Source organism: Rhodococcus sp. IEGM 1305 (assembly GCF_030058635.1).
Classification (GTDB): Bacteria; Actinomycetota; Actinomycetes; order Mycobacteriales; family Mycobacteriaceae; genus Rhodococcus_F; species Rhodococcus_F opacus_D.
The window spans coordinates 40,490-59,884 of record NZ_JASHKX010000003.1; the positions used below are offsets into that span (position 1 = coordinate 40,490).

The 19,395-nt window shown below is 64.4% G+C and carries 19 protein-coding genes and 2 pseudogenes; 9 read left to right on the plus strand and 12 right to left on the minus strand.

Annotated elements, in window-relative coordinates; genetic code table 11:
* Positions 1 to 15: 15 nt before the first annotated feature.
* The 3 genes from QM693_RS06805 to leuC are packed head-to-tail and all read right to left on the minus strand — an operon-like array spanning position 16 to position 2,817.
* On the minus strand, positions 16 to 795 hold the full coding sequence (locus QM693_RS06805; protein ID WP_283351831.1) for an RraA family protein: 780 nt from the start codon (positions 793 to 795) through the stop codon (positions 16 to 18).
* Positions 788 to 1,408: a 3-isopropylmalate dehydratase small subunit gene (gene leuD / locus QM693_RS06810; RefSeq protein WP_271213484.1), complete on the minus strand. Its 621-nt coding sequence runs from the start codon at positions 1,406 to 1,408 to the stop codon at positions 788 to 790. The genes QM693_RS06805 and leuD overlap by 8 nt, the downstream gene beginning before the upstream one ends.
* A gap of 2 nt (positions 1,409 to 1,410) precedes the next feature.
* Positions 1,411 to 2,817 carry a 3-isopropylmalate dehydratase large subunit gene (gene leuC / locus QM693_RS06815; protein WP_283335118.1) on the minus strand — a complete coding sequence of 469 codons (1,407 nt, stop codon included), beginning with the start codon at positions 2,815 to 2,817 and terminating at the stop codon, positions 1,411 to 1,413.
* Positions 2,818 to 3,072: 255 nt separating this feature from the next.
* On the opposite strand from leuC, the gene QM693_RS06820 reads away from it, so the two are divergent.
* The 5 genes and pseudogenes from QM693_RS06820 to QM693_RS06840 form a co-directional block, all read left to right on the plus strand.
* Positions 3,073 to 3,546: an Lrp/AsnC family transcriptional regulator gene (locus QM693_RS06820; protein ID WP_283351832.1), complete on the plus strand. Its 474-nt coding sequence runs from the start codon at positions 3,073 to 3,075 to the stop codon at positions 3,544 to 3,546.
* A gap of 296 nt (positions 3,547 to 3,842) precedes the next feature.
* Positions 3,843 to 5,252 (plus strand): SLC13 family permease, encoded by a 1,410-nt coding sequence (locus QM693_RS06825; RefSeq protein WP_283335116.1) that lies wholly within the window; start codon positions 3,843 to 3,845, stop codon positions 5,250 to 5,252.
* 138 nt (positions 5,253 to 5,390) lie between these two features.
* On the plus strand, positions 5,391 to 5,555 hold the full coding sequence (locus tag QM693_RS06830; RefSeq protein ID WP_283335115.1) for a hypothetical protein: 165 nt from the start codon (positions 5,391 to 5,393) through the stop codon (positions 5,553 to 5,555).
* A gap of 133 nt (positions 5,556 to 5,688) precedes the next feature.
* The gene (locus QM693_RS06835) at positions 5,689 to 6,216 is read left to right on the plus strand and encodes a MaoC family dehydratase (protein WP_283335114.1); all 528 of its coding nucleotides are present in this window, start codon (positions 5,689 to 5,691) and stop codon (positions 6,214 to 6,216) included.
* A 197-nt stretch (positions 6,217 to 6,413) separates the two neighbouring features.
* A pseudogene (locus QM693_RS06840) lies at positions 6,414 to 6,626 on the plus strand (transposase); the annotation flags it as partial.
* Between the two features lie 15 nt (positions 6,627 to 6,641).
* Here the strand turns inward: QM693_RS06840 and QM693_RS06845 are convergent.
* From QM693_RS06845 to QM693_RS06885, 9 genes are all read right to left on the minus strand, one after another.
* Positions 6,642 to 6,785, minus strand: coding sequence for a hypothetical protein (locus QM693_RS06845; protein WP_283351833.1), 144 nt, complete (start codon positions 6,783 to 6,785; stop codon positions 6,642 to 6,644).
* A 9-nt stretch (positions 6,786 to 6,794) separates the two neighbouring features.
* Positions 6,795 to 7,376 (minus strand): ATPase, encoded by a 582-nt coding sequence (locus tag QM693_RS06850; protein WP_283335113.1) that lies wholly within the window; start codon positions 7,374 to 7,376, stop codon positions 6,795 to 6,797.
* Positions 7,373 to 7,747 (minus strand): TA system antitoxin ParD family protein, encoded by a 375-nt coding sequence (locus QM693_RS06855; RefSeq protein ID WP_283335112.1) that lies wholly within the window; start codon positions 7,745 to 7,747, stop codon positions 7,373 to 7,375. Before QM693_RS06855 ends, QM693_RS06850 begins: the two co-directional genes overlap by 4 nt.
* Positions 7,748 to 7,974: 227 nt before the next feature.
* Positions 7,975 to 8,427, minus strand: coding sequence for a hypothetical protein (locus tag QM693_RS37585; protein WP_349307436.1), 453 nt, complete (start codon positions 8,425 to 8,427; stop codon positions 7,975 to 7,977).
* 263 nt (positions 8,428 to 8,690) lie between these two features.
* Entirely contained in the window at positions 8,691 to 9,881 is a 1,191-nt protein-coding gene (locus tag QM693_RS06865; protein ID WP_283335111.1) for an ester cyclase, read from the minus strand.
* Positions 9,882 to 10,028: 147 nt separating this feature from the next.
* Positions 10,029 to 11,111, minus strand: coding sequence for an ABC transporter ATP-binding protein (locus QM693_RS06870; RefSeq protein WP_005256922.1), 1,083 nt, complete (start codon positions 11,109 to 11,111; stop codon positions 10,029 to 10,031).
* Positions 11,112 to 11,357: 246 nt separating this feature from the next.
* A complete protein-coding gene (locus QM693_RS06875) occupies positions 11,358 to 12,455 on the minus strand; it encodes an ABC transporter substrate-binding protein (protein ID WP_283351834.1) in 1,098 nt (365 codons plus the stop codon).
* Positions 12,374 to 12,730, minus strand: a complete 357-nt coding sequence (locus QM693_RS06880; protein ID WP_283351835.1) for a hypothetical protein — start codon at positions 12,728 to 12,730, stop codon at positions 12,374 to 12,376. Before QM693_RS06880 ends, QM693_RS06875 begins: the two co-directional genes overlap by 82 nt.
* Positions 12,727 to 13,617: a carbohydrate ABC transporter permease gene (locus QM693_RS06885; protein ID WP_283335109.1), complete on the minus strand. Its 891-nt coding sequence runs from the start codon at positions 13,615 to 13,617 to the stop codon at positions 12,727 to 12,729. Before QM693_RS06885 ends, QM693_RS06880 begins: the two co-directional genes overlap by 4 nt.
* A gap of 76 nt (positions 13,618 to 13,693) precedes the next feature.
* Here QM693_RS06885 and QM693_RS06890 point away from each other — a divergent pair, with 76 nt between their 5' ends.
* From QM693_RS06890 to QM693_RS06905, 4 genes and pseudogenes are all read left to right on the plus strand, one after another.
* Entirely contained in the window at positions 13,694 to 16,072 is a 2,379-nt protein-coding gene (locus QM693_RS06890; RefSeq protein WP_283351836.1) for a winged helix-turn-helix domain-containing protein, read from the plus strand.
* An 83-nt stretch (positions 16,073 to 16,155) separates the two neighbouring features.
* A pseudogene (locus QM693_RS06895) lies at positions 16,156 to 16,481 on the plus strand (transposase); the annotation flags it as partial.
* A gap of 891 nt (positions 16,482 to 17,372) precedes the next feature.
* Complete coding sequence (locus QM693_RS06900) at positions 17,373 to 18,368, plus strand: NADP-dependent oxidoreductase (protein ID WP_283335107.1); 996 nt, start codon at positions 17,373 to 17,375, stop codon at positions 18,366 to 18,368.
* Positions 18,369 to 18,473: 105 nt separating this feature from the next.
* The gene (locus QM693_RS06905; protein ID WP_283335106.1) at positions 18,474 to 19,340 is read left to right on the plus strand and encodes an alpha/beta fold hydrolase; all 867 of its coding nucleotides are present in this window, start codon (positions 18,474 to 18,476) and stop codon (positions 19,338 to 19,340) included.
* The last annotated feature ends 55 nt before the right edge of the window (positions 19,341 to 19,395 follow it).

A 19,395-nucleotide genomic window follows, 5' to 3' on the forward strand; every position in this document is an offset into this window, starting at 1 on the left:
TGATGTGTCGCCCGGTCACGCCGGGGCGTGACCGGAACCGAGGCCGGCGACGAGTTCTTCCAGGGACGAGGCGGCGTCGATCCGGTCGATGAAGGCGGCTTCGGTGGCGCTGGCGTTCTCGCAGAACTCGACGACCCCGGGGACGTCGAAGAACGGGATCACACAGACACCGTCGATGTCCGCGACGATGTAGTCCCCGGGCTGGACCAGGTAGCCGCACAAGGACACCGGACCGTTGAGCTCGATGACTTCGTACCGGTAGCGAGCGGAGTTGGGGCGGCGCGCGGCACTCCACACCGGTAACCCGGTGTCGAGGATGGAGGCGCTGTCACGGACCGCGCCGTCGACGACGCAGCCGGCGATGCCGGCCTTGAGGGCCCACCGAGCCGACAATGTGCCCATCACCGCCCCCGCGCGTGAGCTCGAGCAGTCCATCACCGCGACGTCGCCGGGGCGGCCGAGCCCGTACACGTCCCGGTCCCCGGCGCCGTTCCAGGACTTACTGTCGCGGACGCTGCTCACGTCGCCCCCCAGGGGGATATAGCGCAGGGTCACTGCCGGTCCGCAGAGCGTGTCTCCCGCCGCCAGCGGTTGCAGGGCGGTGGAGTCGAGCACGGCGCCGCCACCGAATTCATCGAGCGCGTCCGCGACGGCGGAGGACACGTCGGGGATCGCGAGCAGCCTCGCGGCGAAGTCGGTGTCGTACCGCGGGATCTCGGTGGTGCGGATCTTCGATTCGGGAACGGTCCCGGTCAGTCGGTTGTGATGATCTTCGACGGTCGAGAGGTCAGGCACGGCGGGCCTCCTGGAGGGTGATGCGGCGGGCGATGGGAAGGGTGCGCCGCCGGGTACTTTCGTAGATATCGATGTCGGCGACCTGCGCCAAGGTCAGGCTGATGTCGTCGTAGCCGTTGAGCAGGCGCCACCGAACGTTCTCGTTCAGCTCGAACGGGTAGATCACCTCGCCGACACGGACCTGCAGTTGCACCAAATCGACGGTGACGGCCGTGCCGGGCCGGGCCTCGATGCTGTCCCAGATCTGTTCGACCACATCGGCGGGGAGTTGCACGGTGAGCAGGCCGTTCTTGAGCGAGTTGTCGCGGAAGATGTCGCCGAACCGGGGCGCGATGATGGCACGGAAGCCGTAGTCCCGCAGGGCCCAGACCGCCCATTCGCGCGAGGACCCGGTACCGAAGTCGGTTCCCGCGACCAAGACGGTCGCGTCGCGGTATTCGGGCTGGTTGAGGACGAAGTCGGATTGGTCGGCTCGCCATTCGCCGAACAGTGCGTCCGCGTGCCCGTTGTCGAAGTCCCCAGTGAAAAAGCCCACCGGATAGATCTGGTCCGTGTCGACGTCGGAGCGACGCAGGGGTGCGGCGATTCCGGTGTGCTCGGTGAAACTATCCATCGTCAGCGCTCCTCGAGGTCGGTGGGAGAGGTCAGTCGGCCGGTAACAGCGCTGGCGGCCGCCACCGCCGGTGACACCAGATGCGTTCGCGCACCGCGGCCCTGCCTGCCCTCGAAGTTCCGGTTGTTCGTCGAGGCTGCGCGTTGACCTGGACGCAGCCGGTCGTCGTTGAGTGCCACGCACATCGAGCATCCCGACGAGCGCAGCGACGCCCCGGCCGCGGTGAAGATCTCGTCGAGTCCTTCGGCGACGGCCTGGGCGCGCACCGTTTCCGATCCCGGCACCACCAGGACCTCGATGCCGGGAGCGATCCGTCGTCCCTGCCACACCGCCGCGACTTCCCGCAGGTCCTCGATCCGGCCGTTGGTGCACGATCCGATGAACACGGCGTCGATCTCGATCGCCCTCATGGCGGTGCCGGGGGCGAGGTCCATATACGTCAACGCGCGTTCCGCCGCCGCGCGGGCGACGGGGTCCAGGAACGAATGGGGTGCCGGCACCACGCCGTCGAGCGGAACCGACTGTGCAGGGTTGGTGCCCCAGGACACCCGCGGCGCGACGGCGGAGGCGTCGATGTGCACTTCCTTGTCGAACTCGGCGTCGTCGTCGGAGTAGAAGGTGCGCCAGTAGTCGACTTCCTCGTCGAAGACGGCACCGGACGGCACGTGTGGTCGTCCCCGCAGATACTCGACGGTGACCTCGTCGGGTGCGATCAGTCCTGCGCGTGCCCCGGCTTCGATGGTCATGTTGCACACCGTCATTCGACCTTCCATCGACAGCGCGCGGATCGCCTCACCCTGGTATTCGATGACGTGACCCTGGCCTCCGGCGGTGCCGATCTGCGCGATTATCGCCAGGATCAGATCCTTGGCGGTGGTACCGGCGGGCAGCATCCCGTCCACGACCACGCGCATGTTCTTCATCGGGGTCATCGGCAGTGTCTGCGTGGCGAGGACGTGTTCGACCTGGCTGGTTCCGATACCGAATGCGAGGGCTCCGAAGGCGCCGTGGGTGCTGGTGTGCGAATCACAACACACCACCGTCATGCCGGGCTGGGTCAAACCCAGTTCGGGGCCGATGACGTGTGCGATACCCCGCAAGGGGTCACCGAGGGTGTACAGCTCGACGTCGAAGTCGTGGCAGTTTCTCTGCATATGGTCGATCTGCCGGATGGCAGTGGCGCTTGAAAGGTCACGCAACTCGTCATCGGTCGGGTTGTTGTGGTCGACCGTGCCGAGGGTCAGCTCGGGGCGGCGCACTGTGCGGCCCGCAGCTCGTAGTCCGGCGAACGCGGGCGGGGTGTTTGCCTCGTGCAGCAAGTGCAGGTCGATGTAGATCAGATCCGGCTCACCCTCGGCGGATCGCACGAGATGGCTGTTCCAGATCTTCTCCGCAAGCGTGTGGCCCATGTTCAGTGCCTGTCCCTTCCATTTACTCCAGAGCGCGCCGGCCGGACAGCCGTGCCGCTCTCGGCCGGCGGCGAAATGCGGGTTCGATCGATCCCCGATCTCCGCGGTACTCGATGTGACCCACAACATACGCAGACATGTACCGTGAGATAAACACAGCTCCGAAATTTGCTGCCAAATGCTCAACACAGGTGGGCGAGAGCGGTGCCGACTGCGCATTCGGCCTAGTTTCGGACCCTTACGACAGGAGTAGCAATGGACGGCTTCGACAAGCTTGATCTCGACATCCTTCGGCTGATCGTCGAAGAACCCCGTGCCGGTGTCCGCGAGTACTCCCGCAGGCTCAACATCGCTCGCAACACGGCACAGGCACGGATCACCAAACTCGAGAAGGCGGGCGTCATCGTCAGCTGGCGCCCGCAGATCAACCCCGCCCCCCTCGGGTACACCGTGATGGCCTTCGTGCATGTCCACATCGCTCAGAGCGAGATCGACCGCACTCTCGACCGCCTCACCGCGATACCGGAATTGATCGAAGCCAACACCGTCTCCGGTGACGGAGATCTGCTGTGCCGCTTCGTCGCCCGGGACAACTCACACTTCGAGGAAGTACTCCAGGCGGTCATGAGGACCGACGGGGTCCTACGGACGCGCTCGGAGATCGTGTTGAGCCGGCGGATCTGGCCGCGAACCATCCCCATCGTGGAGAAGCTTCGCCAGGAGCGCTGATCCGGACCTTTGGCCGTGGTAGCGCATGACCGGTGAGCATCGAACCAACAGAGGCGGTTAATTCTGAGCCATTGGCTTCATTTCGCGCGGCGGCGAAGATCCACGGTGAGCATCTGGATGCATTTTCGCCAAGCGGGTTGCTTCTGTGACAGCCATCACCCTTCAATAGGCGGGTGCGGGCCGTCGCCCGACGGGCCCGGCCCGACCGCGACGCCGCCCGCAGTCGGCTCACCGCCCCGGCTCGTCACCGGAAGGCGTGCTCGGAAAACCGAGCAACCACCGAAAGGGTTACCTCCATGCTCTATTTCCTCTCGATCGCGGCGTTGGTAGCGCTGTTCGCGATCGCCACCATGACCCCGATCAACATGGGGGTCCTGGCATTCGCCGCCGCCTTCGTGATCGGAGGTTGGGTCTCCGGAATCGCGCTCGAAGACATCTTCGACTTCTTCCCCGGCAACATCGTCATCGCCATCATCGGGATCACCCTGCTGTTCGGGATCGCACAGCTCAACGGCACCGCGGACTTGATGATCGGCGGAGCACTCAGGCTCGTCCGCGGCAAGCGCTGGGCCATTGTGTGGCTGATGTTCTTCCTCGGCGCAGGCCTGATGACCATGGGATCCACGCTTGCCGTCGGCATGCTCGCGCCCATCGCCATGCCGATCGCCAAGCGCTACAAGATCGATCCGCTGCTGATGGGCATGATGATCAGCCACGGCGTGCTCGGCGCCGCCTTCTCCCCGGTCACCGTCTACGGCGCGTTCACCAACGGTTGGCTGCAATCCGCCGGCCTGCCCAACAACCCGTTCGTGTTGTACGCAGTCCCCCTCGGGCTGAACTTCCTGTTCGCCGTCGCCATCTTCCTGGTGCGCGGACGCGACCTGATGCATTCGGGTGAACAGGACATCGACATCGACATCGACAGCATCACCGACACCGCCGAAACGGCCGAAACACCGCCACGGGGCGGTCAACTCGTCACCACGGGAGCGCCGACCGGCCGCAACGCCACCGCAACCCGCCCGGGGACAGCTACAACGGCCACGACCACCGGATCCGCTCAACCGAAGGTCACGCCCGGCAGGATCGAGGAACTCGAAGCCACTGGATTCACCCCGATGCGGATCGCCACAATCGTCGGCATTCTCGCTCTCCTCGTCGGCGGTGCAGCCTTCCAACTCGACATCGGCGTCTGCTCCATGGTCATCTCGGCGATCCTGCTCTGCCTGGCACCGAACAAGTTGAAAACGGCTGTCAACAACGTGCAGTGGTCAGCGGTCCTCCTGGTCTCCGGAATGCTCACCTACATGAGCGTGCTGAACGAGAACGGCACCGTCGACTTCCTCGGCAATGCGGCGGCCTCACTCAGTTCGCCGCTGCTCACAGCCCTGATCCTGTGCTACGCCGTCGCCGTCCTTTCCGCCGTCGGGTCCTCCATCGGCACCATCGGCATCGTCCTCCCACTCGCGGCTCCGCTACTCCTCGCCGGCGACATCGGCCTCATCGGATTCGTCGCGGCGGTCATCTTCGCAGCAACGATCGTGGACGTGAGCCCACTGTCCAGCAACGGCGTCATGGTCCTCGCCAACGCCCAGGTCCCCGACCGCAACAAATTCCAACGCACACAATTCAAATACACCGGCTACGTCGTCCTCGTCGCCCCGATCCTCGCCTGGGCCCTGGTCGTCCTTCCGACCTCCCTGTAGTTCTGCCCCTGCAGCTCGCCGACACCACCAACTGAGCCGCCGCGCCGGCCGCCCACCACACGAGGGGCAGCCGGCGCCGGGCTGGGGATTCCGCACAAGTTCGCAGCGCTGGGCAGGTACCTGTATCTCGGATTGACCATGGGCGCGGTGGCCGCCGAAGGCATTCTGCGTGCCCAGGACATCCCACCGGACCTGATCATCCGAAAGCGGCTCTTGCCCAGCAAGTCCTTAGCGCAACTCATTCTGGACGACGACGTCGAGGTTGCGGTTCTGGACGGACAGCGGAACCTGATCCGGCTCTGATCAGCGTGTTCTTCGTCCGCGAAGCCGACCTCAGCCGGGGCAGCATCGACATGTTCATCGACCACGACGGCACCTATCGCCCAGTCTCCACACAATAACGACCCGCAAAAAGCCAAATCCCTAAGGACATTCGTTGATTTCCACTCACTTCGAGAACATCCGCGTCGGTGATACCACCACAACCGAGTCGCGCACTATCACCGACGAGTACGTGCAGGACTTCGCCGAGCTGACCTGGGACCGGCACCCGCTGCACCTGGACCCCGAGTACGCGCAGCGGACCCGCTTCGGTCGCCAGATCGCGCACGGCGCGCTGATGCTGTCCACCCTGCTCGGACTGGTCGAACTGCATCCGAGCTACTTGCAGTGCTTCTACGGGCTCGACGAGGTCCGGTTCCATGCCCCGACGTTCTTCGGTGACACCGTGCACGCCGTCTCCGAGGTCATCGCAATCCGACCACGACCCAGCGGTGAGGCCGCGGTCGTCACCTGCAAGGGATCATTGATCAACCAAGACGGCACACTCGTCGTCTCCGGGCACTTCTCCCTCCTCGTGGCGGGAAAGGCTCAGGCCATCGATTTGGCGCACTTCTCGGGCGACGCCGTGCGTCGACGGGCCGATTGGATAAGGGCCTTATCAACTTCTGTCGAGATCTCCTGAACGGGGGCTCGCTCATCGTTTCGGGCGCTTGATCGCGGGGTAGCTTCCCATTGGGATTGCCGCGCGGGCGGCGTGGATGTTCATGGTGTTGGGGGTGTAGCCGAGTAGGCGGCGAGGGATGCGGCGTCGATTTCCTTGCTGAGGTCGTGCAGTGCGGCGTTGCGGGCGGCTCGGATGTCGATGCCGAGTTAGAGACTCACAAGGAGATCCGGCGGCGGACCGATGTCGTCGGGATCTTCCCCGACCGCACCGCCCTCATCCGGCTCGTCGGCGCAGTCCTCGCCGAACAGCACGACGAGTGGATCGAAGCCCGCCGCTACCTCGGTCTCGACGTGCTGGCCCGCTCCCGCGGAACCCACACACCATCCGAACCCGCCGAGGAGGTGACACCGGCGGCTCTGACCGCATAACCACCAGCCGAGGAATCACACGACGACGTCGTACACCACCTCACGGGACTTGACCAGGGCAGCATGGTTCGACTGCGCCATCATCTGGCGGAACAGGCACGCCGCGGACGAGACGCTCCGCCGGATCGTCACCGAGGCAGATGTTGCCTGATGCGGCACTGGTCGAGGCTAGCTGTCCGCGCGCAGAGCCGTCGGGGTCCAGGACGGCCAGGTCGGGTCGTCAATCGGATTGCCATTGGTGAAGCTTGCGACAAGGCGAAACGGGTGAGCTGTGGTGGTGTTGTCGTATACGTAGGCTTGATCGGCGGAGGCGATCGCAGCCCGCAGTAGACTCCACAACCGCCCAAACCGCGCCCGGATCTTCTCCTCGGGCACGTGGTGGCCTCCGTTCGCTACACGGTCGACCACGCGCGCGACGGCCAACTCCTCCGGGATCAGGACCACGTGCAAGGTCACGTGGAATCCTGCTTGTTGGGCGTCGCGGAGCAGGTCGAGTTTCGACTCGTGGGAGAACACGGTCTCGGTGACGAACGATCGGCGTTGGGCGATCCGCTGTGCTCGTTCCTCGGCTGCAAGGGCGGCCGCTTCGTACGCGTGGGTGGCCTCCTCGTTCGGCCAACGTGCGGCGGCGATGACGTCTGCGTTGACGAAGTCCAGGTGCGTGACAGGGCGGAACACGAGCTCGTAGAACGTGGTCTTCCCGGCACCGTTCGGTCCGGCGATGGCGTGCAGGACGGGATCAGGGCTCAAGCGCCGGCCGACTTGCCGTCGTGCGCGGCGTGCCGAACGATGTTCCCGTGTTGGTCCAGCTCGACATAGGAACGGCCGGAGTGGGCGAACTGTTCTGCCAGGTCCAGTCCTTCTCGGCGCTCGGTGATTCGCTCGGTCCATTCCGCACGGACGACCGCCTGTTCCCGGTCGGTCAGCTCGTCGTAGTCGCGTCGGCCGTCCAGGACGTCGGCGACGTCGCGGTAGGAAACGCTGTGGGAGGCTTCCAGTTCGCGGCCGATCCGCGCCCAGTGCGCAATCTGTTGCGCGGCGCTGCGACTCATCCGTCCACCGACCAGTTTCGCCGATGCATACAGCTCGTTGTCGATTCGAGTCGGAGATGTACTTGCCATGTCGGGAACCTTCCTCTCGACACCACTGTAGCAGTCTGCAACAGCCCAGGTGGGTGCGGTGCCTTAGGTCACTTCCGAAGCCTTTCTGAGCAGGCCTGCTGCTGGCACTTTCCTGTTATCGGCGAGTTGATCGGGGGACACCGTCGGCGGCATCGTCAACTTGGCCGGCCCAGGGCTGGATCCGCGAGTATGGAGCCGGGTGAGGGGCCCTGTCGGAGTCGCATCGTTCAGGCTGCGGCAGAGACACCGGTGACCGTGTTCCACACGGCGAATCGGTAAGTCGTCTCGCGTCGCCATTCGGAAGCGGTGAGCAGGTGTCGCCGCGCCTGAAAGTGCCCCGCGATGCCGCCGAACGCCGAGAGGAACCGCTGCGCCTGCCCGGGCGAGGCGAACCGTTTCATCCCCCGCTCGCGTCGTCGCGTGGGCCAGAACAGTGCGTCCCATTCGGCGCGGGCTGCGCGGGCGGCGGTGGGCTCGTGCAGCTCGTTCCCGCTGGCGAGGGCAACCAGGGCCTCGGCGAGCGTGAAGACGGACACGCCGTGACTTCGGGCCGCAGTCACCAGTTCGTCGAAAGCGTCTGCGGCCTCGATCCGGCGGGTCCCGATGACCGCCAGAATCCGCCGATCCCGTTCCGGGACGTGCGTCGCCGGCGGGACTGTCGTCGCTCCAAGGCCCGTCAAGGCTTGGCCGGAGAGACCGAACGCCTGCGGTGAACGACGTCCGTAAGCCGTGTGCGGGAGAACCGCATACACGGATTGACGGGCGGGAGCTGGGGCCGGAGCACCTTGACCAAGGTGACGAAGAAGAACACCGAGCGGGAAACCGTTCTGCTCATTGGCTTCCCGACCTACAGTCAGGATCTGCCACCGCGCCAGCTCGCGCCCCTGCACTCCTCGAGTGCGCATCGCCCTCCGCTGGAGCCTCTATCGATCGGGTGCTGCAGTCAGCGGAGAAATTCTGCTGATTCGTCGTCTCGGAGAAGCTGTGCGAGAACGTCGAATTCGTTGAACAGGTTCCACTCTTCGATGATGCGACCGTCGGCGATGTACAACTGGGTAATCCCCCAGAGGTGAGCTCGACGTCCTGTCGGTGTTCCGTAGAACCCGTAACCGCGGTGCGTTCCGGTGCCGGTCCACCGCACACAGACTCGGTAGCCGTCGCGGTCGTTTCCCATCCAGTACACCTCGTCGACGGCTACCCCGAGGTCGGGGAACGTCGAGAGCAGCCCGCGGGCGAAGGCGCGGACGTCGTTTCGGCCGCGTCCTTCCCGGTTTGTTGTGCCGTGGAAGAGGACGGTGGGGGAGTATGCCTTGTTGATGGCGCTGAAGTCGCGCCGGTTGAACACGTCGTGGAACAGTGCGCGCACCATGTGCTCGACATCGAAGCCGGTGCGGGTGCTGGCCTGCGGGTAGGGCAGTGGTTTGCGGCCCCCTGCCAGCCGGGCGACCTCGGTGTAGTCGCGTTCAGTCAACGGCGCGGTGCCTCCGTTGTTGCCGTAGGCCCGCGCGGCGTCTACGACGTCGATGCCGAGCTGTTTGAGCTTGGCGCCCATGTTGTAGAGAACCCATTCCTCGACGATCTCGTTCTCGCGCACGAGACAGTTCGCGATAACCCAGGTTTCGAGTTTGCGGCCGGTCGCCGGCCCCCATTGCCACGGTCCGGTGTGGTGGCCGATGTTGATCGCCCGGTGGGAGGTGACGAATCCCTGCTCGTCGTCGCCGGCCCAGATCACGTCGTCGGAGTACACGCGCAGATCGGGGAAGGCGTTGATCGATTGGATAGTGCCTTCCACCATGTGTTCGACACCGAAAGCGAATCCGCTGTCGTTCGAGACCCGGCATCCGGGGGCGTAGGTGTCGTAGATGTAGCCCACGTCCTGGTCCTCCCAGATGCGATGGGTGATACGGACGATGTAGTCGACGATGTCGGTGTACTGGTCTTCGAAGCCGCGCATCGAGTGTCGACGGTCTCCGGTGGGATAACCGGGCATGTCCGCGCCGTTGGCGGGTCGGACGGCGATGTCGAAGTTCGGCGGCATGATGCGAGTCGAACCGGATTTCGCCGTCGTCGGAGCGGCATTGCCGTTGGTAGCCGTTGCAGCGATGGCGGACGACTGGTCGTCAGTCTTGGGCATGGTGAGTGTCCTTCGAGATTATGGTGATGAGCGCGCGCTGCGAGCGCGCGCTGGTCGGGATCTACGAGACGCGGTTTCGGTCGCATCGTGCAGGGTCACCGGACGAAAGCCGATCTGGGGCGGCGCCGTCGGCGGTTGGTTGGTTGCTCAACCGAGCAGTCGTGCCCCGGTGACCGGGTGAAAAAGGTGCGTTTCGGCCACGTTGCGGAGACCGACCCGTACCGTCTGACCGAGACGGGGCGGCGTGCGGCCGTCCACGCGCACGTTGACCCGATGTGCCCCGGATGTGCTCAGAACGGTGCCGTAGATGTAGGCGTCGGCGCCGAGTTCTTCGACCAGTTCGACAGCGAGGTCGAATCCGTCGTCGGCTGGCCCGACCAATTGCAGTGCTTCCGGCCGAATTCCGAAGGTGACGTCATCCAGACCGGAGACGGCGGACCGGGGAACGGGAACGATGAGTTCGCCGAACTCGACGCCCACCGCGGACACCGGCACCGTTGTCAGGTTCATTCCGGGCGAGCCGATGAAGGCCGCGACGAAGGCGTTGGCCGGCCGTTCGTAGAGTTCGCGCGGGGTGGCAGCCTGTTGCAGGATGCCGTCCTTGAGTACCGCCACCCTGTGCCCCATCGTCATCGCCTCGACCTGATCGTGGGTGACGTACACGGTGGTGGTGGCCAGCCGTTGCTGCAGAGCCGCGATGTTGGCGCGGGTCTCGACACGGAGTTTGGCGTCGAGGTTGGACAGCGGCTCGTCCATCAGGAATACCGATGGATCGCGGACGATCGCGCGTCCCATTGCCACTCGCTGCCGCTGGCCACCTGACAATGCCTTGGGCTTGCGATCGAGGAATGGGGTCAGGTCGAGCAGGCGGGCCGCCTCGGCCACCTTCTGTTTGACGACCGTTTTGTCTTCACCGCGGAGTTTGAGCGCGAAGCCCATGTTGTCGCCGACGGACATGTGGGGGTACAGCGCGTAGGACTGGAACACCATCGCGATGTCGCGGTCCTTCGGTGCCACGGCGGTCACCTCGCGTCCGCCGATGGAGATTCCTCCCTCGTCGATATCCTCTAGTCCGGCCAGCATGCGAAGGGCGGTGGTCTTGCCCGAACCGGAGGGGCCGACCAGGACGAGGAATTCGCCGTCTTGGATCTCGAGGTCGAGCTGGTCGACCGCGGCGATGTCGGTGCCGGGGTAGCGGCGGGTGGCGCTGTCGTAGCTGACGGTGGCCATGTTATGCCCTTCCTGAAGGGGTCTGCGGTGGGTCGACGGAGCGGTTTCGGGTGGTGCCGCGGGCGGTGTCGAGGACCACACGGTGGTCGGCGATGCTTGCGAAGGCGCGCGCCGGGGCGTTGCTGCCGAGCGCGGGCGGGAACTGTGCGGTGGTGAGACGGCTTGTGCTGGTCGTGTGATGGGGTTCGCCACTCATTCCGCGCGTCGAGAGGAGGGTACGAGGGGTGCACCTCTTCGTGTCGGTGGTCATCGGTCGAGTTCCCGAATCTCGTCTGCGGTCTCGGCGAGCTTGCCGGGGACGTCTGCGCCGTTCGCCATTTCGTTGACGGTGACGGCGAGGATGTCCATGATGCGTGGCCAGTCGAGATTCATCGGTATCGCCCGCGCCGATTGCAGAGTGTTGTACTGAATCTGGGGAAGCCCTTGGTTGGCTGCGTTGACCTGCGGTTCGAGCATGTTCGAGTTGTGGACCGTGATACCGGTGGTGGTCGCCGGATCGGTCTTGTCGAGGGCGATCTCACGTTCGGTATCGGCGTGGGTGATCCATTTGACGTATTCCCATGCCGCGCCTTGGTGCTGGGAGGTGTTGAGGACCCCGGTGAGCCAGGTGTAGGCATAGCTCGCCGGGTCCTGGCCCGGGAAACCAGGTAGCGACGCGACTCCGACGTTGCCGCCGAGTTCGGGGGCAGCCTTGCCGGGATTGGTGAAGTCTTCGAGGTGCCAAGACCATGTCAGCACGGTCGCGGCGTTCCCCTTCAGGAAATTGGTCGTGGACTCGAGCTCACCCCAGTTGGTGGACTCCGGCGGTGTGTATCCCTGGCGCATCGTCTCCAGATACTTCTGCGTGGCGGCGACGGCTGCGGGACTGGTGAACGCAGGGGCTCCGCTGTCGTCGAACAGTTCGGCTCCGTTGCTCCACAGCATCGTCAGCCAGGTATAGAGGTCTTGGCCGTTGTTGCGGCTGAACTGGCCGGCGAGCGGATTCTTGTCGGTGCGGTTCTTGATCAGCTCCAACTGCTGGTAGTACTCGTCCCAGGTGGTGGGCGGCTCCAGGCCGAGTTGGGCGTAGATGTCCTTGCGGTAGAAGAGGTTGTAGGAGAATCCGCGAAAGGGCAGACCGTAGGTGGCCGTCGGGTCGCCCGCGCTGGCCGCTTCGCGGAAGGGTCCGGAGTAGTCGTCGAGGGTGATGCCGTCATTCTTCATGACCTCATCGAGGGGCTGGACGCCGATCTTCAGCGAGGGCCCCCAAGCGTCGGGCCAAATCAGAACGTCGTAGGTGCCGCCGCCGATAGCACTTTCGGCGACGATCTTCTGCAGGAACGCGGCGTAGGGATGTTGGACCATTCGACGGTGATGCCGGTGCGTTCGGTAAATTGCTTCGTCCGCTCGTTCAATGCGGCGAACTGCGGCACCGCGGTGCAGCAGGTGAGGAAGCGGATGTGGGTTCCCTCGTAGGGTTTGCCTTCGAGGAGACCGAGTTCGTCGACCGGCCCGGATTTGACCTGGGATGCGAAGTCCTTGGTGATGGGACCGGATCCGCAGGCAGACGCGAGTAGTGCGAGTACGAGGGCGATTGCGGCCGGAACGAGGCTCCGGAGGCGAGGAGTCTTTCGGGTCATTTGACCGCTCCTAGTGTCATGCCCTGTGCGAAGTGCTTGCGGACAAGGGTGGCGAGGATGATCATCGGAACCATCACGAGCAGACCGGCCGCCGCCATCTGACCCCACTCGACGCCGTCGGGTTGATCGAGCGTCATCAGAGAGACGGGCAGGGTGATGGCGTTGGCCCTGGCAAGGAAGGTCGGGAAGAGGAATTCGTTCCAGGACAGGAGGAAGGCGAAAACCACCGAGACGAAGATCCCAGGGGCGGCGAGCGGGGTGATGACGCGCCACAGCAGCATCAGCTGCCCACATCCGTCCAGTCTTGCGGCCTCCTCGACCTCGATGGGCAGTCCGTCGACGAACCCCTTGAGCAACCAGGTGTTGTAGGGAACGACGATCGCGAGATTGGTGACGATCAGGGCGAGGTGGGTGTCCAGCAGGCCGAGATCGCGGAACATCGTGAGGAAGGGGAGGGCGATCGCGACACCCGGAATGAATTGGGTGGCCACGATTCCCAGAAGAACGGACTTCGCACCGGGAAACCGGTACCGGGAAAACGCATAGGCGGCCAGCAGGGCCAGCGGTACCGAGATGACGGTGGTGATCACCGCGATGATGATGCTGTTGAACATCGGGTGCACCAGATCGTTGGCACCACCGATGATTCCGCGAAAATTGTCCAGTGAGGGGCGGAAGAGGATCGAGGTGGTGAATACCTCCCTCTCCGGCTTGAACGCGGTCAGCGCCAACCACAGGATCGGGAACAGCACGAAGAACAGGATGACGAGCGTGGCGAGTAGCCGGGCGACCCCGAGCGCGGTCTGCTTACCGGTCTTGCGGGGCCTGCGCCGCTTGAGTACGGCGGGGCGTGTCCGCGCGCCTTCGCGGTCGAGTGTGTCGGTCATTTCGACTCCTGCCTTCCCATGAGCCAGAGGTACCCGGCGGCGAGGGCCCCGAGGATCACGACGAGGATCCAGACGGTTGATCGTCATTCACGCGCCGACGGGGTTCGGCAAGAGCACCCTGGCCGTGCAGTGGCGCGACGGGCTGGTGGCGGAGGGGGTCACGGTGGCATGGCTGACCGTTGATCACGACGACAACAATGTGGTGTGGTTTCTCGGTCACGTGATCGAGGCGATTCGGGTCGTGCAACCGAGTTTGGCCGCGGAGCTGGGACAGGTGCTCGAGGAACACGGGGATGAGGCCGAGCAGTATGTCCTCGTGTCGTTGATCGACGAGATTCACGAGAGGGGGGAGCGCGTGGCCCTCGTGATCGACGACTGGGACCGGGTCGACGACGCAGGCACGATCGCCGCCCTGGAATTTCTTCTCGATCACGGCTGCCATCACCTCCAGCTGGTGGTGACGAGCAGGAATCAGTCCAATCTGGCGTTGAGCAGGATGCGGGTACGCGACGAGCTGGTCGAGATCGATCCCTCGGCGCTGCGGTTCACCCCTGCGGAGGCGCAGTCGTTGCTCATCGAATTGGGCGGCATCGAGCTCGGGACCGACGATGTAGTGCGGCTGACCACGACGACAGACGGTTGGGCCGCCGCTCTTCAGTTGGCGGCGTTGTCGCTACGGGGCACGACGGATTCGTCCGCACTGATCGGGCAGCTGACGGGTCGCCATCACGCAATCGGCGAGTACCTGGCCGAGAACGTCCTCGACCGACTGGAACCGCAGATGCTCGACTTTCTCCTCGTCACCTCGGTCCCCGAACGTATCTGCGGCGGATTGGCATCGGCTCTCGCCCAGGTAGCTCACGGACAGGCCATGCTGGAGGAAGTCGAGCGTCTCGATCTGTTCTTGCACGGCGTCGATGAGGGCAAACGGTGGTTCCAGTACCAAACGATGTTCGCCGACTACCTTCGGCGACGGTTGGAGCGTGAGCACCCGGACCGGATTGCTCAGCTCCATAGAACTGCATCCGAGTGGTTTGCCGATCACCGATTGCTCAGTCAAGCCGTCGACCATGCGCTGGCCGCGGGAGACGGCAATCGGGCCGTGGTGTTGGTCGAGGAAGCCGGTACGAATCTTCTAGAACATTCACAGATGTCGACGCTGCTAGGTCTCGTTGCGAAACTCCCGCCGCAGGTCGCCGCCTCGAGACCCCTGTTGCAGATCCTCGTCGCCTCCGCAAACAATCTCCTGCGACGATCCGGGGCCGCGGCAGGTGCGCTGCAACTGGCGGAGTCCGCACTCGACGGCGGTTCTGCGAGCGACTCCGACACTGCAGAACTTCGCGTGATGGCCTCCGTGATTCGGGGCGTGGTGGAAGTCTTCGCCGACCGAATCGACGGTGTGGACGATCTGATCGCGGCGAGTTTGGCGCAACCGGAATCACTGCCACCGTGGGTCGTGTCGACCGCCGCGGACGTCGCATCCTGGGTTGCGCTGTACAGGTTCGACTTCGATGGCGCTCGGCGGTGGCAGGACTGGGCCATCGAGTACCACCTCCGCACGACCGGTCCATTCAGTGCGATGTACGGATATTGCTTCGCCGGCATCGCAGCGCACGAGCAGCTCGACATCGACAGGGCCGAAGAGAGCTTCCGGCAAGCTCTGCACGGAGCGAGAGACCCGGCCGGTACACAGTCCCCTGCATCTCGGCTCGCGGGCGGACTCCTGGGTGACCTGCTGTACGAGCGTGGTGACATCGACGAGGCCGAACATCTACTGGACGAGTGTTACATGCTCGGGGCCGAAGGAGGAGTAGTCGATATCACTCTGGCCGCATACGTCACCGGCTCTCGGATCAAGGCCTTGCGGGGCGATCTCGGCCTCGCGAGCCGTCGCCTGGACGAAGGAGAGAGAATCTCCGAAGCGCACTCGTTGCCGCGGTTGAGAGCGGCGATCACTGCCGAGAGAGTCCGGTGGGGACTCGCCACGCTGTCGCACACGAATCAACCTCGCGGCGGCGCGGTGCAGACGAACGGGATCCTGCAGATCGCTGCAGAATATGAGGAGACATCGCGGCTGCGCGCGCTCATGGCCAGTGGGTCGGGCTCCGATTCGACACTCGCCTCCGCAGGAGCGCGAGCCATGGTCACGAAGTTCACCGAACAGGGCAGACCTCGATCTCAATTGCAGGCCAATCTCCTTTTAAGCGCAGCACTCTCGGCGGAAGGCCGAATCGAAGAAGCGAAGCAAGTCCTCGCCGATGCCGCCGTGAAATGCTCCGAATTAGGCCTGATCCGCTTCCTCGTCGATGGAGGACCTCGGGTTGTCTCCATCCTCACCGCCGTACGGGCCGACCGAGCGCAGGGCGTGGGAAATTCCGAATGGTCGAATGTCTCGACCGCGTTTCTGACCGATGCGATCACCGCCGCTGAGTCAAACGGTGTGCCACCCCTTTAGCTATCGCTTAAAAGGGGGTTCCCCCTGAGTGAGGACGTCGTGAACACCGGGGCGTGAGGGTCCCGGAGGAAGAGATGTCACTGATGGCGATGAAGGTGTACTCGGCGGAGTTCAAGGCCGAGGCCGTCGCGCTGTATCTGTCCTATCCGAGCACACCTTCGAGGGCATCGGCAACGACCTGGGCGTCAGTCGCGAGACCCTGCGCAACCGGGTACGGGCCGAACGCAAACGCACCGGCGCCTCCACGGCCGAGCTCCGGGCCAGCGGGGCGGCGCGGCTGGCGTCCCGGCCAGGCGAGGTACCGTCCGAGTCCGTGTTGGAGGACGAGAACAGGCAGCTCAAGACCCAGATCCGGAAGCTCGAGGCCGAGCGGGAGATCCTGCGCAAGGCCGCGCAATATTTCGCGGGCGAGACGTGCGCCACGAGGCGCTGGGTTGGTCGAGAGGTGGTGAAAGACCGCCTCCCTCGGGTCGTCGCAGTGGCCTGAGTGAAGCTGGGGCAGCCCTTGCCGGGGAACGATGGTCAAGGGTGGCAAGCGGCCCCGACGAAGGCGAGTCGCGCCGGAACTACCAGACGGTGCGGGCTCGCTGAGCAAGGTCAGAAGGTACAGCGCGAGCGAACCAGTGGTAGACGCTCCATAAACGGGAAGCCGGCTCAAACCTGGTGGATATCGGGCCGGTATGCAGCGCACCGAACCTGGGCCGTTCGACCCGGGTTTCGACTCCGAAGCCGTGTGTCTCGAGCGGTGAGGAGGCCGCGCCGAATGTCTGCGGCGTAGGCGCGGCGATGCTGCCGGAGTACAGCTGGGTGCTCCCTGACCGATCGATCACCTGGTGAACGTGGGAACCGCCTTAGTGGAAGGACTGGAAGGTCAGGAGGGAAGGTCGCCGGTGAACACCGACGAACCCGAGCACGTAGCGGGATTGAGAGAACTAGCGCGATTTCAGCCTGGCCGGTTCGTTTCCGGCATCGGATCGGCTTCGAGGCCAGACCTTGACAAGGGTTATGAGCACACTCATAATTGAGTTTACTCGGCTAGGGTGCGGAGTGAAGCTCACGAGATGGACATGGCCAGTGCTCATCGTTCACGGTGACCGTGAACCGATGGTGCCGGTCGCGAATGCCACCGAGGTGGCGCGCCGTCTGCCGGGCGCACAAATGGTTGTACCCAGATTCCGGTCATTGGGGTCGACTTTCCAAACTCACCGCGAGTTCGGCGCCGCCGCAAGGGACTTCCTCTGCCGTGAGCAGCGTGCCCTGCGTCAGCCCGGGTCCATCACCGAAGAAGGAGTATCACGCTATGAGAGCGTTCGTCGTCGACAAGTACAAGGGTCCACTGCAGGAGCGGGACGTGCCCGAGCCCGTAGTCGGGGAGGGTGATGTGCTCGTCCAAGTGCAGGCCGCCGGACTCAATCAACTCGACGAAAAGATCCGGGCGGGCGAATTCAAGCAGATCCTGCCGTACACGCTGCCGCTGATCCTCGGCAACGACGTGGCCGGCACCGTCATCCGGGTCGGCGCGCGGGTACGGGGATTCAAGGCCGGTGACGAGGTATTTGCCCGGCCGGACAAGGACCGCATCGGCACGTTCGCCGAACGTATTGCCGTCGCCGAGACCGATCTGGCGTTGAAACCGGCATCGATCAGCATGGAGGAGGCGGGTTCGCTTCCCTTGGTGGCGTTGACCGCGTGGCAGGCACTCGTCGAGCGCGGCAACGTACAGCCCGGGCAGAAGGTCCTTATCCACGCCGGTGCAGGGGGAGTCGGGTCGATCGCGATCCAGCTCGCCAAGCACCTGGGTGCGATTGTCGCGACCACGGCCAGCGCCACCAACGCCGACTTTGTCCGCGAACTCGGTGCCGACACCGTCGTCGACTACCGCAGCGAAGACTTCGAGCAGGTCCTGGGTGGCTACGACCTGGTTCTGGACAGCCTGGGCGGGAAGAATCTCGAGAAGTCGCTGCGTGTGTTGAAGCCGGGTGGCACGGCGGTCGGGATCGCCGGACCCCCGGACCCGGCCTTTGCTCGTGAGGCCGGGCTGAACCCGATACTGCGCCTGGCGACCATCGCCCTCAGCAACCGCATTCGCCGCCAAGCGCGAAAGCTGGGTGTGAACTACCAGTTCCTCTTCATGCGCGCCGACGGCGATCAGCTACGCCGCATCGCGCACCTGGTCGACACCGGGGCGCTACGTCCAGTCGTCGGACGTGTCTTCCCATTCGATCAGACCATCGAGGCTCTTGGGCGGCTCGAGCCAGGCGGCATCCGCGGCAAATCCGTGATCAGCAACACCTGACCGTACGCACCGACCGGACCAACCATCCCGTCTTTACGCCAATCTCACAGCACGAATAGCACCACCTCACAACACGAACGGCAGTCGACAGCGCAAGGGAACATCATGAACACCAGCAACCACACACCCGAGAACATCACCACCACGTACAGAGACGCTCCGGCACGCACCGTCACCGCGGGCGGAGTCACCTACGCGTATCGTGAGCTGGGACCGAAAGGCGGAATCCCCGTCGTCTTCTTCGTCCACCTCGCCGCGACCCTGGACAACTGGGACCCCCGCATCATCGATCCCATAGCCAAGAATCACCATGTCATCGCTTTCGACAACCGTGGCGTCGGTGCCTCCACCGGCACCGTTCCCGACAGCATCGAGGCGATGGCCGACGATGCCGTGACGTTCATCAACGCCCTCGGCTTCGACAAGGTCGATATTTTCTCGTTCTCTCTCGGCGGCATGATCGCCCAGGACCTCGTCGTCAAACACCCTGAACTGGTGCGCAAGCTGATTCTTGCCGGCACCGGCCCTGCCGGTGGGAGGAACATCGACAAGGTCGCAGGCACCACCTATTACGACACGCTGCGGGCGACCCTGACTCGGTCGGACCCGAAGGAGTTCCTGTTCTTCAACCGCAACGCCACCGGCAAACGTGCCGCGAAAGCGTTCGTGAAGCGCCTCGAAGAGCGCACTGCCGACCGCGACGCATCCATCAAAGTGAAAGCATTTCAGACACAGCTGAAAGCGATCAAGAAGTGGGGCCGGGCAACGCCGGTCGATCTGTCCACGATCACTCAGCCCACCCTGATCGCCAACGGCGATAACGACCGAATGGTGCCCTCGGTACTCTCCGGCGACCTCCACCACCGAATCAAGGGCTCCGAGCTCATCATCTACCCCGACTCGGGTCACGGCGGCATCTTCCAGAACCACGACAAGTTCGTCCCCGCAGTGCTCGAGTTCCTCGCCCACTGACCGGGCACGTGCATCGTGTTCGTGCGCACGAGACACTACGAAGCAGCGCGGTTGG

Bases quoted from the DNA above. Each gene is read 5' to 3' on its own strand.
- QM693_RS06830 (WP_283335115.1), top strand. From the start codon at position 5,391: ATGGGCGCGGTGGCCGCCGAAGGCATTCTGCGTGCCCAGGACATCCCA.
- QM693_RS06855 (WP_283335112.1), bottom strand. From the start codon at position 7,747: ATGGCAAGTACATCTCCGACTCGAATCGACAACGAGCTGTATGCATCG.
- QM693_RS06870 (WP_005256922.1), bottom strand. From the start codon at position 11,111: ATGGCCACCGTCAGCTACGACAGCGCCACCCGCCGCTACCCCGGCACC.
- QM693_RS06825 (WP_283335116.1), top strand. From the start codon at position 3,843: ATGCTCTATTTCCTCTCGATCGCGGCGTTGGTAGCGCTGTTCGCGATC.
- QM693_RS06905 (WP_283335106.1), top strand. From the start codon at position 18,474: ATGAACACCAGCAACCACACACCCGAGAACATCACCACCACGTACAGA.
- QM693_RS06875 (WP_283351834.1), bottom strand. From the start codon at position 12,455: ATGGTCCAACATCCCTACGCCGCGTTCCTGCAGAAGATCGTCGCCGAA.
- QM693_RS06880 (WP_283351835.1), bottom strand. From the start codon at position 12,730: ATGACCCGAAAGACTCCTCGCCTCCGGAGCCTCGTTCCGGCCGCAATC.
- leuD (WP_271213484.1), bottom strand. From the start codon at position 1,408: ATGGATAGTTTCACCGAGCACACCGGAATCGCCGCACCCCTGCGTCGC.
- QM693_RS06900 (WP_283335107.1), top strand. From the start codon at position 17,373: ATGAGAGCGTTCGTCGTCGACAAGTACAAGGGTCCACTGCAGGAGCGG.
- QM693_RS06885 (WP_283335109.1), bottom strand. From the start codon at position 13,617: ATGACCGACACACTCGACCGCGAAGGCGCGCGGACACGCCCCGCCGTA.
- QM693_RS06865 (WP_283335111.1), bottom strand. From the start codon at position 9,881: ATGCCCAAGACTGACGACCAGTCGTCCGCCATCGCTGCAACGGCTACC.
- leuC (WP_283335118.1), bottom strand. From the start codon at position 2,817: ATGGGCCACACGCTTGCGGAGAAGATCTGGAACAGCCATCTCGTGCGA.
- QM693_RS06820 (WP_283351832.1), top strand. From the start codon at position 3,073: ATGGACGGCTTCGACAAGCTTGATCTCGACATCCTTCGGCTGATCGTC.